The organism is Stappia stellulata (genome assembly GCF_020176715.1).
In the GTDB taxonomy this organism is placed as follows: Bacteria; Pseudomonadota; Alphaproteobacteria; order Rhizobiales; family Stappiaceae; genus Stappia.
On record NZ_JAIVMF010000002.1, the window covers coordinates 192,662 to 204,901 of the forward strand.

The following is a 12,240-nucleotide window of genomic DNA, read 5'->3' on the forward strand; positions in this document are numbered from 1 at the left end:
CCTCAGGTGATGGCGCGCAACGCCAGGGTGGCATTGATGCCGCCGAAGGCGAAGGAATTACTGAGCGCCGCCGAAATCCGGTGCGCGCGCGCCTCGTTCGGAACGGGATCGAGATCGCACTTGGGATCGGGCGCCAGCCAGTTGATCGTCGGCGGCGCGATCTGGGCGCGCATCGCCTCGACGGTCACGACCAGTTCGATGGCCCCGGCCGCGCCGAGGGCGTGACCGTGGATCGGCTTGGTCGAGGAGACCGAGAGCAAGGACAGCCGGTCGCCGAACACCTGCCGGAGAGCGCGGGTTTCGGAAATGTCGTTGAGGATCGTGCCGGTGCCATGGGCATTGACGTAGTCGATCTCGTCCGGAGCAAGTCCGGCGTCCTGAAGCGCTGCGGTCATCGATCCGGCCGGGCCTTCGACCGTGGGCCGCAAGAGGTCCGCCGCGTCGCTGGTCGTGCCATAGCCCGCGATCTCGGCAAGCGGCGTCGCGCCGCGGGCAAGCGCGTGTTCCAGTTCCTCGATCATCAGCACGGCGGCCCCTTCGCCGAGCACCATGCCGTTGCGCTTGTCGGAGAACGGACGGCAGGCTTCGGGCGCCATTACCCGCAGGACTTCCCACGCGCGGAAGGTCGAGGGCGTCAGCAGGGCCTCGCTGCCACCGACGAGGGCCGCGTCGATGATGCCGGCGCGAATCATCTGAAGGCCGTAGCCGACCGCCTGGGTGCCGGAGGCGCAGGCGCTGGAGATGGCAAGCGAGGGTCCGCGCACGCCGTAGCGCATGCTCACCTGCGAGGCGGCCGCGTTCGGCATGACCTTGGCGATGGTCAGAAGGTCGGGCCGCTCGTGCGTGACGTAGAAACTGTAGTTGCCGTTGTCGGTCGTCCAGGCACCGCCGATGCCTGAGCCGATGATCGCGCCGGTGCGCGGGCCCAGCGGCGCGGCCGTGTCGATGCCGGCGTTTTTCAACGCTTCTTCGGCGGCGACAAGCGCAAGCTGCGCGAAACGGTCGGTGGTCTTGATCTCCTGGGCCGAAAGGTGATCGGCGGGATCGAAGTCCTTGATATGTGCGGTCTTGGTGATTCTCTGGCGTGGATAGCGGTCGAAAAGCAGTTCCGAGACACCGCTGCGTCCATCGCGCGCGGCGCTCCAGAGACTTTCCACTCCACGTCCGGCAGCCGTAATCGCCCCCATGCCGGTGACGACGATGCGGCGTGTTTGATGTGTCACGCGGCGTCTTCCTTCATACGAGCCGCGAGAACCTTCAGGAAGTCCCCGACCGTCTCCGCATCCGCCAGGTCGCCATCGACGGGGATATAGACACCGAATTCCTCTTCGATCGCCATCAGGACGACGACCATGTCGGCGGACTGGATGCCGAGTTCCTCGAATGTCGCATCGGCCTTGAGCTTCTCGCGCTCGACCATGCCTTCCTTCGCGACGAGATCCAGCAAGCGATCAAGCGTCGCGGGATCAATCCCTTCGGCCATCTGTTCCATCTCGTGCCTTGTTCCCTGATGTTCCGAATTCTTGTCGGCTGTCATAAAAGGTCGCGCGCCCCGGTTCCAGAACGAATTTCCACAAAACCGCAGGTCGCCGGCGATTTTCCGAAGGCCGGCCCGCTGCCCGCCGTGCCGAGCGGTCTTGTCATGGCATTGTTTCGTCCGCTATTCACAATCAATCGAGCCGTTGCGCGCCCGGGACGGTGCGGCACGGTGAAGATCGGATGGTCGGTCGCGGGTTGCGGCATGTGCAGCAGGCTGTCTCGGATGCGGGGAAGGAGCGAGAATGTCACGACGTGGCGGAGCGGGCGAAGGTGTGCTTCTCGGATTGTTGCTCAGCGTGCCGGTCGTCGCCATTCCCCTGTTTCAAATTCCAATGATGTTTTGGGCTCGCTGGTCCTTTTATCAGCGCCACCCCGACTACGTCCAGCATAGCGCTCCAACCATTAGCCGCGCAATTTCCGATCCGGCCATCGGCGGGCCTTTCGCGATGATGATCCTGGCGGTGACGGTCGTGATCCTGCTGGCGCTGGTTCCGATCTTCCATGGATACCGGCTGGCGATCGAAACCCGGTTCGCGCAGGAGCCGGCGCTGCGCCGGTCGCTGACCGCGCGCGTGTGGCTGGCGATCGGCCTGCAGGTCATGGGCAGCGCCGGGATGGTCGTTTGCACCCAATACACCTTCGCAAACAATCACGACCTTCACATGCTCGGTAGCTACGTGTTTTTCGTCGGACAAGCCGGTGCCATCGCCACGAGCGGCTTCCTCTGCGCCCGGATCGCCAGCGCCGCCCATATCGCGCCCGACGCCCCCTTCGCGCTTCTGCCGCATATGAGCCGGGTGCGCAAGCGGGCAGCGCAGGTCGTGGCGGGCATGGCGGCCCTCTACATGGTGCTCTTCGCCATCAAGGGCATCGAGCTGCCGGTGCCGGAATACACGATCTATTACGTCTATACCGTTCAGGAGATCCTCACGATCTCCTCCTTCATCATCTATCTCGCGCTTTTCGCGCCCGATATCTTTGCTATCGGGCGGTCTCTCCACGCGCTGCGCGTCTCGCCGCAGGCGGCCGGTCGATAGATCCGCCACCAGCCGACGTCGCCGGGGACCGGTTCAGCCGTTTGCAGTCGGCACTTTGGCGGCAAGGGCCAGATCCGCGCTGCGGCTTTCGATCGCGTCCTGAAGCTGTGCCTCGAACTCCGTCGTTTTCAGGCCAGGCGCGATCGGCGGCAGGATTTCCACGACGATGCGCCCGGGATAGCGCCACAGGCTGCGCCGTGGCCAGAAGACGCCGGAGTTCAGCGCCACGGGCACGCAAGCGACCTTGAGCGAGCGGTAGAGGGCGACGAGGCCGGGCTTGTAGTCCGGCGGTGCAAGCGGGACGCGACGGGTGCCTTCGGGAAAGATCACCACGCTGCGTCCGTCGCTGAGGCGCTTTTTTGCGTCGCGCAACAGGTTCATCAGGGCGGCCGCGCCGGCGGCCCTGTTGATCCGGATATGATCCAGCCGCCACATCGTCCACCCTGCGATGGGTATGAAGGTGAGTTCGCGTTTGAGCACGATCGCCGGGTCGTCGAGAATGACCTGCAACGCGATCGTCTCGAAGGCAGACTGGTGCTTGGAGGCGATGAGGCAGGGACCTTGCGGCAGGTTTTTGCGACCGCGCACCTCGTAGGAAAGGCCGGTCAGCAGCTTGAGCGCCCACAGCCAGAATTTCAGGATGCGCCCGACGATAGCCAGGCACATGCGGCGCGGCAGGACCAGCAGCACGGTGAAGGGGGCGACCACTATCAGGGTCGCCAGCACGAGCGCCAGAAACGCCAGCGAACGGATCATGACCGACAGGCTGGTCCGGCGGGGCGGCAGCGCGGGAGCCGAGAGGTCTGCGGACCTTTCAGGTGTCGTCATGGTGCTCCCGCTCCGCCGGTGTCCGTCCTTCGCCGTTGCGCCTCAGGCGCGCACCGCGATGGTGATGGCGATCTCGGCGATGCCGGCAATCGAGCCGGTCAGCCGGTCGCCTGGCAAAATGGCGCCGACCCCGGCCGGCGTGCCGGTGAAGATCAGGTCGCCCGGCGCCAGGGTGACGGAGCGGCTGCAGATCGAGACCACGTCGCGGACCGGCCAGATCTGGTCGGCAAGGTCCGCGTCCTGGCGGATCTCGCCGTTGACCGAAAGGGAAATCCGGCCGCTCGTCGGATGCCCGATCTTGTCTGCCGGGACAAGCGGCGATACGGGCGCCGAGAGGTCGAAGCCCTTTGCCCAGTCCCATGGGCGGCCCATGTCCTTGGCCTGCTGCTGCAGGTCCCGGCGGGTCAGGTCGATGCCCGCGCCATAGCCCCAGATATGCGCCTCCGCAGCGTCCGGCGCGATGTCCTTGCCGCCCTGTCCGATGGCGACCACCAGTTCCATCTCGAAATGCAGGTCGTTCGTCAGGGGCGGGTAGGGGATTGCACCGCCGGCATCGCAGACCGCATCTGCCGGTTTGGTGAAGAAGAACGGCGGCTCGCGGTCCGGGTCCTTGCCCATCTCGCGGGCGTGGGCGGCGTAATTGCGGCCGACGCAGAACACGCGGCGCACCGGAAAGCGCTCGGTGCTGCCTGAAATGGCGACGCTGGGGCGAGGTGCCGGAGGGAAGACGAACGAGGTCACCGCAATCTCCATGAACGGGGGCCGGCGGTCCGCCGGAAGGACGGTGGCGGACGCGAGGAAGGATGCCTGATTTCTTAGGTGAGATCGCTCTGCCGGTCCAGCGCCGTAAGGCCGTGCGACCCTCCGACGGCCCATTGTAATCGCGCTGTTGCGGTGCAACACTGGCGCTTCCAGCAGGGGTGGGTGGAATGAGCGGTTCTATTGTTTCCGTTGCACAGCAAAAGGGCGGGTCCGGCAAGACGACGCTGGCGGCCCATCTTGCTGTTGCGCTTGCGCGGCGCGGCGACTTTCCCGTGGCGTTGATCGATGTCGACCCGCAGGGATCGCTCGGCACGTGGTTCGAGGCGCGCGAAGAGGCGCTCGGCGAGCGCCAGACCGGGCTGACCTTCCGCACCTCCAGCGGATGGGGCGCGCGGCGCGAAGCCCGCTCGCTCGCCCGCGACCACGGGGTGGTGATCGTCGACACACCGCCAAAGACCGATTCCGACGTGCGCCCGGCCATCGAGGCGGCCAATCTCGTCGCCATCCCGGTTCAGCCGACGCCGGTCGACATCTGGGCCACCGGACAGACGGTGGAGATCGCGCGGCGCGAAGGGACCGACGCGCTGGTGGTGCTCAACCGGGTGCCGCCGCGCGCGGCGCTCACGTCCGAAATGCTGGACGCCATTTCCGAACACGGATTTCACACGGCTGTTGCCCGGCTCGGCAACCGGACGGCGTTTGCCGCGTCGATGGGGCGGGGGCTGACGGTTCTGGAAACGGACGCGCGCGGCAAGGGGGCTGAGGAAACCACGGCCCTTGCGGCGGAAATTGCCGAAATCCTGGGCATCGGCTGAGCCGCTCTTTCGTGTCGGCGGCCGTGGAGAGATCAGGCGTGCCGGGCCGTGGCGTCCAGGACCGAGAGGGCTTTCTCGCCGCTCACACGGTCGGGAAGCGCCAGGAAATCGGCATGCCGGTGAAGCGCCGATTCAAGCATGCGGTCGTAGCGGGCCTTGGGAACTTCGCGCGTGCCGAATTGCGACAGGTGACCGGTCACGAACTGCGTGTCGAGCAGCGTGTAATGTCCGGCGATCAGGCGCGCCACCAGATGGACCAGTGCCACCTTTGAGGCATCGCGTTCCCGCGAGAACATGCTTTCCCCGAAAAAGGCCGCGCCCAGCGATACGCCATACAGCCCGCCGACCAGCCGTCCCTCGCGCCAGACCTCGACGGTGTGGCAGTGGCCCATGTCGAAAAGCGCGCCGTAGAGCCGGCGGATTTCGGAATTGATCCAGGTCTTCGTCCGGTCGTCCTGCGGCTCGGCGCATCCGTCGATCACCTGCTGGAAGTCGGTGTCGATCCGTACCTCAAAGACATCCTGACGCACGGTCCGGCGCAACCGCTTGGGCAGGTGGAACGCATCAAGTGGCAGGACGCCGCGGTGTTCTGGCTCGATCCAGAAGAGGTTCGGATCCTCCGCCGATTCCGCCATGGGGAAGATCCCGCAGGCATAGGCCTTCAACAGCACTTGCGGTGTGATGACCAGTTGATCGGACGTGTTGGCGGCCATTGGATCCTTCCCGGCGGCCGGCGCCGCCATGCAGATCTTCGCCCGGCCGTACGCGCGCGCCGCGCGTCGGCCGGGAGGTTCGGGACAGCCGGTCGCGTCAGGCGGTCCCGGGATCGCCCGGGTGAGCGGATTGGCTCCGGCCACCCGGACCCTTTCGCGACGGCCTCAGTTCGTGCCGTCTTCCGACAGGTATTTCTCGAGCCAATGGATATCATACATGCCGTTGGCGATGTCCTGATTGTCCACCAGATCGCGGAACAGCGGGATCGTGCTGTCGATCCCGTCCACCACGAACTCGTCGAGGCAGCGGCGCAGCCGCATCATGCACTCCACGCGGTTGCGACCGTGCACGATCAGCTTGCCGATCAGGCTGTCGTAGTGCGGCGGGATCTTGTAGCCCTGATAGACGCCCGAATCGACGCGCACGCCCAGACCGCCCGGCGGGTGATAATAGCTGATCCGGCCCGGCGACGGCGCGAAGGTGCGCGGATTTTCCGCGTTGATCCGGCACTCGATCGCGTGACCTTCGAAGGTGACGTCTTCCTGGCGGATCTGCAGCTCGGCGCCCGAGGCGATGCGGATCTGCTCGTTGACCAGGTCGATGCCGGTGATCATCTCGGTCACCGGATGCTCGACCTGGAGACGGGTGTTCATCTCGATGAAATAGAACTCGCCGTTTTCATACAGGAACTCGATGGTGCCGACGCCCCGGTACTTGAGCTTGCGCATCGCCGCGGCGACGACTTCGCCGATCTTCTTGCGGCTTTCGGCATTCAGGGCCGGGGAGGGAGCCTCCTCCCAGACCTTCTGGTGCCGGCGCTGCAGGGAGCAGTCGCGCTCGCCCAGATGGATCGCATTGCCGCGCCCGTCGCCCAGCACCTGGATTTCGATGTGGCGGGGCTTGCCGAGGTATTTCTCCATGTAGAGCGCGTCGTCGCCAAAGGCGGCCTTCGCCTCGGACCGGGCCGTGGAGAGCGCCGTGTCGAGATCGGCTGCGCTCAGCGCCACCTTCATGCCACGTCCGCCGCCGCCGGCGGCGGCCTTGACGAGAACCGGATAGCCGATCTCCGCGGCGATGGCATGGGCGTCGTCGCTCGGCGTGACCGCGCCATCGGACCCCGGAACCACCGGAATGCCGAGGCTCTTCGCCGTCAGCTTGGCCTCGATCTTGTCGCCCATGATGCGGATGTGTTCAGCTGTCGGGCCGATGAAGGCGATCTTGTGCGCCTCCAGGATCTCCGCGAAACGGGCGTTTTCCGACAGGAAGCCGTAGCCGGGATGCACGGCATCGGCGCCGGTGATCTCGCAGGCGGCCAGCAACTGGGGAATGTTCAGATAGCTGTCGCGCGCGGCCGGCGGACCGATGCACACGCTTTCGTCGGCCAGGCGCACATGCATCGCATCGGCGTCGGCCGTGGAATGCACCGCGACCGTCTGGATGCCGAGCTCCTTGCAGGCGCGCAGCACGCGCAGCGCGATCTCGCCGCGGTTGGCAATCAGGATCTTTGAAAACATGGCCTGGCTCCCCGTCACTCGAGGATGACCAGCGGCTCGCCGTATTCCACCGGCTGCCCGTCCTCGACCAGAATGGCCGTGACGCGACCCGCACGCGGAGCAGGGATCTGGTTCATCGTCTTCATCGCCTCGACGATCAGCAGCGGATCGCCGGCGGCGACCGTGTCGCCGACCTCGATGAAGTTACGTGCGCCGGGCTCGGGCGCCATATAGGCCGTCCCGACCATCGGCGAGGGCACGGCGCCCGGATGGCCGGCCGGATCCGAGGTCGCCTCGGCCGGAGCGGCGGCTGCGGCCGGCGCCGGCGCTGCGGCGGCACGTGCTGCGACCGGAGCCTCGATGGTGATCTGACGGGCCACGCGGACGCGGAAATCGTCCCGCTCGAGCTCGATTTCACTCAGGTTGGTTTCGTCGAGCAGCACGGCGAGCTGGCGAATCAGGTCCTGATCGAATTTGTTTTTCTTGTCCGACATTGGCTTTCTTGAACTTTTCTCGGTTGGCGAACGCCGGCGTCACGGCCTGATGACGGTTGACAGCGCTTCCAGCGCGAGCCGGTAGCCCGTGGCGCCGAAACCGCAGATCACCCCCAGGGCGACCGGCGAGACGTAGGAATGGTGCCGAAATGCCTCGCGCGCGAAGACGTTGGACAGATGCACTTCGACGGTTGGTATTTCCGCCGCCCGGATCGCATCGTGAACCGCGACGGAGGTATGGGTGAAGGCGGCCGGATTGATCAGGAGCCCCTGGGCAAGGTCTCCGGCTTCCTGGATCCAGTCGACAAGCACTCCTTCATGGTTCGTCTGGCGGAAATCGATCTCGAGATCGAGATCCTCGCCGACATCGCGGCACAGGCGCTCGATATCGCCGAGCGTCGCCGAGCCGTAGGTCGACGGTTCGCGTGTGCCGAGCCTGTTGAGGTTCGGACCGTTGAGAACGAAGACTGAAGCGGACATGCCTTCTCCGCAAAGGGCCGCGCCGCAGTCGACGCGCCGCAAGGATCACGGCCCCTTATAGGCACTCCGCGTGGCAAGGAAAAGACCCGACATTGCCGGGAGCGCCATTCGCTCGCCGCCGATGCCGGGCCCTGACGCCTCAGCAGGTCGCTTCGCCGCAGTTGCGGGCGGCCTCGATGCCCTGCTTCAGCCGGTCGTATCCGACCGCGCCCATCAGCACCTCGTCGCCGACGACATAGGCCGGGGTGCCGTTGAGGCCGAGCCGGCGGGCCAGCGTGTAGACCTCCTCGATGGTCGCCCGGACCTCGGGGTCGTTCATTGCGGTTTCCACGGCGTCGGCCTTAAGGCCGGTGTTCACGGCGGCTTCAAGCGCCGAGGCGCGGTTGGCCTGGCCGCGCGCGGCCATCAGCTCGCGGTGAAACTCCAGGTATTTCTCGGGCGCGATCGCGTTGACTGCAACCGCGACCTGCGCCGCCTGCACGGATCCCTCGCCCAGCACCGGGAACTCCTTGAGAACGACGCGCAGCTTGTCGTCTTCTTGCAGCAGCTGCATCATGTCGGCCATGGCGCGCTTGCAGTAACCGCAGTTGTAGTCGAAGAACTCGACCAGCGTGACGTCGCCGTCCGGGTTGCCGAGCTCCACCTGCCGGGTGGAGTTGAACAGCACGTCGGAGACGGTGGAGACGGCTTCTGCACGAGCGGCGTCCGCGGCTGCCAGTTCGCGTCGCTCGAGCTCCTCGAACGCCTGGCGGATGATCTCCGGGTTCTCCAGCAGATACTCCCGGACGATGGTTTCGACGTCGCCACGCTTCAGAACGCCGTCCTGCGCCTGCACAGGTGCCTGCAGCAGGACAACCGTCGCCAGCGACAGGATGGCAAGCCGCAGGGACGCGGTCAGGGCGGTTGCGAAAATGGTCTTCATCTGCGTCTCCAGAAAACGGGCGCTTGGCCCGTGGGCCTCAAGGACCCGATGTGTGATGCCGGACCGATGCAAAGGGCAGGGTCGGTCGGATGTCGGACGCCGTGCCGGGCCGTTTGCACGGATGCAGGCACGATGGGGTGTTACGACTAGCGCCGTTTCGCGAAATCCGGCGGACTGTAGGACACGATATCATCCGCCTGTAGCCATGCGGGCGTGCCGCGCTTCAATTTTTTTTGTGCACGCGCCGCGTAGCGTTTCGCCGCCCGGAAATCGCCGCGGGCCATCAACCCGCGGGCGGTCGACAGATCCGCCTCCGCGGTCTTGCCCTGCCGCCCTTGGGCGATGGCGAGCTGCGAATAGCCGATCGGCGAGTTCGGGTCCATCTGCAGGCCGGCCTTGAGGATGCGTTCCGCCTCCGGCAGCAGGCTGTTGCTGTTGGAGGCCACAAGCGCGAAGCCCAGCCAGATGTTGAGCTGGCCCTCGCGCGGGCGCAACGCAACGGCGCGGCGGAAGGGCTCGACGGCCGCCTTGGGATTGCCCGATTCCAGCAGCGCCTGTCCCTTCAGTTCATGAAAATAGGGATTGTTGGGCTGGCGGCGGATGAGGGCGTCGATGGCCTCCACCGCCTCGCGCCGGCTGCTGGTGCGCATGGTCGCGACCGCACGGGCGTAGTCGGCGGCAAGCGAGCGGTCTGAGCGCGGATAGGCGCGGGCAACCACATTGGGGTGGCTGGTGAAGGCGAGGAGCTTTGCGCGCACCAGGTCATGGCGGGCCTGGAGCGCGGGATCCGCCGGCTTGTTGAAGTAGCGGCTCTGGCGCGCCAGCGTTTCCAGCGCGTTGAGGCGCTCGCGCGGCATCGGGTGGCTGATGGAATAGGGATCGGTGTATTGCGCGGAAAACAGGCTTTGATCGGCAAAGCGGCTGAAGGTCTTCAGCATGCCCTTGGCCGATTGCCCGGTCTTTTCCAGGAATGTCAGCGCGGCCCGGTCCGCAACCGCTTCCTCGCCCCGGCGATAGGCGAGAAGCGTGCGCTGCGCCAGTCCGGCACCGGCGGTCACCGCGCCGGCGCCACCGCCCGCCGATCCGGCGGCGGCTGCGCCCGCGCCGAGGAGCACGCCGATGGCGGCCATGATCTGGGCATTCGCCAGCGCCTGGCGGAGGCGGACAAGGTGATTGCCGGTGATGTGGCCGGTCTCATGCGCCAGGACGCCGATCACCTCGCCCGGGGTCTCGGCGTCGAGAATCACGCCGACGTTGATGAAGATGCGCCGGGCGTCGGCGACGAAGGCGTTGAAGTCGTTGCGGTTGACCAGGATGATCTCGACCTGCTGGCGCGAGATGCCGGCGGCGTCGAAGATCGGCGCGGCATAGTCGCGCATCAGCTCCTCGGTTTCCGCGTCGCGCACCAGCGGCAGCCCGCCTTGCGCCTGGGCCGGCTGCAGCGCGGAGGTGATGCCGATCAGCGCGGCGGCCGCGACACTGGCGACGCGGCGCCCCAGCGACGGGCGCAGCGCCGGCCGGCGCGGCTGCGAGACGCTATCCTGGTTGCTTGCGCGGAGGATGGCTGGTCCGGACGCGGGAGGGCAACGGGTCATCGATCGGGTATCCTCGTCTGCAACTGGCACAAAGTCCGGCCTGGCCTGTCCATGGCCGCCGGCGGGTCCTGGCGCCATCGTCTGGCGAAGCGGTCCCACTCCCGCCCCGTTGCCGCCGGACCGCGGATCTGGACAGGACCGGTCCGGGAGGGTAGGGAGCCGGATCCCGGCGGTCAACCGAACCGCCAGCGCCCGCAATCGCCGTTGCGTCCTTTAGACGTCGGGAATGCGGCGTTACCTTGGCAATCGCACCCGGGTGAGGGCTTTGACGCGCTCGGCACCCTCGTTTCCAGAAAGGTCCTTCAGGATGCCCCAGCCTTCCAGACGATCCGCCGTCGAGCCCTTTCTCGCAATGGATGTCCTGGCGCGCGCCAATGCGCTGGAGGCCGCGGGCCGGGAAATTCTGCATATGGAGGTCGGCCAGCCCGGCGCCAATGCGCCGGCGCGCGTGATCGCGGCGGCGCAGGCAGCGCTTTCCGGCGGGCGCCTTGGCTATACGGAAGCGCGGGGACTGCCGGTGCTGCGCACGGCGATCGCCGCCCATTACCGCGACACCTACGGCGTCGACGTGCCCGACGGGCACATCCTGGCGACGACGGGATCCTCCGCCGGGTTCAATCTCGCCTTTCTGGCGGCGTTCGATCCAGGCGACCGCATCGCCATCACCGCGCCCGGCTATCCCGCCTATCGCAACATCCTGAAAGCGCTCGGAATCATTCCGGTCGAGATCGAGGTCGGCGCCGACACCCGCTGGGCGCTGACGCCCGAACTGCTGGAGGCGGCGCACCGCGAGGCGCCGCTGAAGGGCGTGCTTGTCGCATCGCCTGCCAATCCGACCGGCACGATGATGACGCCCGATGCGCTCAAGGCGCTGGTTTCCGCCTGCGACGACATGGGGCTCTGGTTCCTATCCGACGAGATCTACCACGGGCTGGTGTTCAACGGCCGGCAGGAAACCGCGCTCGCCTATAGCGACAAGGCGATCATCCTCAACAGTTTTTCCAAGTACTACTGCATGACCGGCTGGCGGATCGGCTGGATGGTGCTGCCGGAGGCGCTGGTGCGCCCGGTCGAGCGCATTGCCCAAAGCCTCTATATCTCGCCGCCCGAACTCTCCCAGCGTGCTGCGGCCGTCGCCTTCAAGGCAACCGAGGAGCTCGAAGCGATCAAGGCCGGCTATGCACGGAACAGGGAGCTTCTGCTGCAGCGGCTCCCGGCGCTCGGCTTCACCGAGATGCTGCCCGTCGACGGTGCCTTTTATTGCTATGCGAGCGTTCGGCCGTTTTCCAACGACAGCGTCGCCTTCGCGGAACGGATGCTCGAGGAGGCCGGGATCGCCGCGACGCCTGGACCGGATTTCGATCCGGTCAACGGTCGCTCCTACATCCGGTTTTCCTTCGCCGGCGACACCCAGGTCATTGATAAGGCCATGACCCGGCTGGAAGACTGGTTGCCCGGCCTCAAGTAGGGCGGGCTGCGCCTGCCAGTCCTCGCGCTGGACTGAAAAGGGGCGGATCGATCTCGATCCGCCCCTTTTGCTGTCACTGTCGGCTGTTTTTAC

General features: G+C 66.3%; 13 protein-coding genes. 3 read left to right on the plus strand and 10 right to left on the minus strand.

What is annotated here, in order from left to right:
* Nucleotides 1-2: 2 nt before the first annotated feature.
* Both LC092_RS03905 and LC092_RS03910 read right to left on the minus strand, forming a co-directional pair.
* Entirely contained in the window at nucleotides 3-1,223 is a 1,221-nt protein-coding gene (locus tag LC092_RS03905) for a beta-ketoacyl-[acyl-carrier-protein] synthase family protein (RefSeq protein WP_224805130.1), read from the minus strand.
* Complete coding sequence (locus tag LC092_RS03910) at nucleotides 1,220-1,483, minus strand: acyl carrier protein (protein WP_224805131.1); 264 nt, start codon at nucleotides 1,481-1,483, stop codon at nucleotides 1,220-1,222. The genes LC092_RS03905 and LC092_RS03910 overlap by 4 nt, the downstream gene beginning before the upstream one ends.
* A gap of 298 nt (nucleotides 1,484-1,781) precedes the next feature.
* On the opposite strand from LC092_RS03910, the gene LC092_RS03915 reads away from it, so the two are divergent.
* Nucleotides 1,782-2,576, plus strand: coding sequence for a Frag1/DRAM/Sfk1 family protein (locus LC092_RS03915; protein WP_224805132.1), 795 nt, complete (start codon nucleotides 1,782-1,784; stop codon nucleotides 2,574-2,576).
* A 33-nt stretch (nucleotides 2,577-2,609) separates the two neighbouring features.
* Here the strand turns inward: LC092_RS03915 and LC092_RS03920 are convergent, their stop codons facing one another.
* Nucleotides 2,610-3,404, minus strand: a complete 795-nt coding sequence (locus LC092_RS03920) for a lysophospholipid acyltransferase family protein (protein WP_224805133.1) — start codon at nucleotides 3,402-3,404, stop codon at nucleotides 2,610-2,612.
* A 42-nt stretch (nucleotides 3,405-3,446) separates the two neighbouring features.
* On the minus strand, nucleotides 3,447-4,145 hold the full coding sequence (locus LC092_RS03925) for a fumarylacetoacetate hydrolase family protein (RefSeq protein ID WP_224805134.1): 699 nt from the start codon (nucleotides 4,143-4,145) through the stop codon (nucleotides 3,447-3,449).
* 188 nt (nucleotides 4,146-4,333) lie between these two features.
* On the opposite strand from LC092_RS03925, the gene parA reads away from it, so the two are divergent.
* Nucleotides 4,334-4,981 carry a ParA family partition ATPase gene (gene parA / locus LC092_RS03930; RefSeq protein ID WP_224805135.1) on the plus strand — a complete coding sequence of 216 codons (648 nt, stop codon included), beginning with the start codon at nucleotides 4,334-4,336 and terminating at the stop codon, nucleotides 4,979-4,981.
* A 32-nt stretch (nucleotides 4,982-5,013) separates the two neighbouring features.
* Here parA and aat read toward each other — a convergent pair whose 3' ends face one another.
* The 6 genes from aat to LC092_RS03960 all read right to left on the minus strand — a co-directional run bounded on the left by aat (nucleotide 5,014) and on the right by LC092_RS03960 (nucleotide 10,679).
* Complete coding sequence (gene aat, locus LC092_RS03935) at nucleotides 5,014-5,694, minus strand: leucyl/phenylalanyl-tRNA--protein transferase (RefSeq protein WP_224805136.1); 681 nt, start codon at nucleotides 5,692-5,694, stop codon at nucleotides 5,014-5,016.
* A 165-nt stretch (nucleotides 5,695-5,859) separates the two neighbouring features.
* A complete protein-coding gene (gene accC, locus LC092_RS03940) occupies nucleotides 5,860-7,209 on the minus strand; it encodes an acetyl-CoA carboxylase biotin carboxylase subunit (RefSeq protein WP_224805137.1) in 1,350 nt (449 codons plus the stop codon).
* 14 nt (nucleotides 7,210-7,223) lie between these two features.
* Nucleotides 7,224-7,682: an acetyl-CoA carboxylase biotin carboxyl carrier protein gene (gene accB / locus LC092_RS03945; protein WP_224805138.1), complete on the minus strand. Its 459-nt coding sequence runs from the start codon at nucleotides 7,680-7,682 to the stop codon at nucleotides 7,224-7,226.
* Between the two features lie 39 nt (nucleotides 7,683-7,721).
* Nucleotides 7,722-8,162, minus strand: coding sequence for a type II 3-dehydroquinate dehydratase (gene aroQ, locus LC092_RS03950; RefSeq protein WP_224805139.1), 441 nt, complete (start codon nucleotides 8,160-8,162; stop codon nucleotides 7,722-7,724).
* Nucleotides 8,163-8,301: 139 nt separating this feature from the next.
* Nucleotides 8,302-9,084 (minus strand): DsbA family protein, encoded by a 783-nt coding sequence (locus LC092_RS03955; RefSeq protein ID WP_224805140.1) that lies wholly within the window; start codon nucleotides 9,082-9,084, stop codon nucleotides 8,302-8,304.
* A gap of 146 nt (nucleotides 9,085-9,230) precedes the next feature.
* Nucleotides 9,231-10,679 carry a M48 family metalloprotease gene (locus tag LC092_RS03960; protein ID WP_224805141.1) on the minus strand — a complete coding sequence of 483 codons (1,449 nt, stop codon included), beginning with the start codon at nucleotides 10,677-10,679 and terminating at the stop codon, nucleotides 9,231-9,233.
* 307 nt (nucleotides 10,680-10,986) lie between these two features.
* Between LC092_RS03960 and LC092_RS03965 the strand changes: the two genes are divergently transcribed.
* Nucleotides 10,987-12,147 (plus strand): pyridoxal phosphate-dependent aminotransferase, encoded by a 1,161-nt coding sequence (locus tag LC092_RS03965; RefSeq protein ID WP_224805142.1) that lies wholly within the window; start codon nucleotides 10,987-10,989, stop codon nucleotides 12,145-12,147.
* Nucleotides 12,148-12,240: the final 93 nt, after the last annotated feature.

Coding starts and splice junctions, on each gene's coding strand:
- LC092_RS03920 (WP_224805133.1), bottom strand. CDS start 3,404: ATGACGACACCTGAAAGGTCCGCAGACCTCTCGGCTCCCGCGCTGCCG.
- accC (WP_224805137.1), bottom strand. CDS start 7,209: ATGTTTTCAAAGATCCTGATTGCCAACCGCGGCGAGATCGCGCTGCGC.
- aroQ (WP_224805139.1), bottom strand. CDS start 8,162: ATGTCCGCTTCAGTCTTCGTTCTCAACGGTCCGAACCTCAACAGGCTC.
- parA (WP_224805135.1), top strand. CDS start 4,334: ATGAGCGGTTCTATTGTTTCCGTTGCACAGCAAAAGGGCGGGTCCGGC.
- aat (WP_224805136.1), bottom strand. CDS start 5,694: ATGGCCGCCAACACGTCCGATCAACTGGTCATCACACCGCAAGTGCTG.
- LC092_RS03955 (WP_224805140.1), bottom strand. CDS start 9,084: ATGAAGACCATTTTCGCAACCGCCCTGACCGCGTCCCTGCGGCTTGCC.
- LC092_RS03910 (WP_224805131.1), bottom strand. CDS start 1,483: ATGGCCGAAGGGATTGATCCCGCGACGCTTGATCGCTTGCTGGATCTC.
- LC092_RS03960 (WP_224805141.1), bottom strand. CDS start 10,679: ATGACCCGTTGCCCTCCCGCGTCCGGACCAGCCATCCTCCGCGCAAGC.
- accB (WP_224805138.1), bottom strand. CDS start 7,682: ATGTCGGACAAGAAAAACAAATTCGATCAGGACCTGATTCGCCAGCTC.
- LC092_RS03915 (WP_224805132.1), top strand. CDS start 1,782: ATGTCACGACGTGGCGGAGCGGGCGAAGGTGTGCTTCTCGGATTGTTG.
- LC092_RS03965 (WP_224805142.1), top strand. CDS start 10,987: ATGCCCCAGCCTTCCAGACGATCCGCCGTCGAGCCCTTTCTCGCAATG.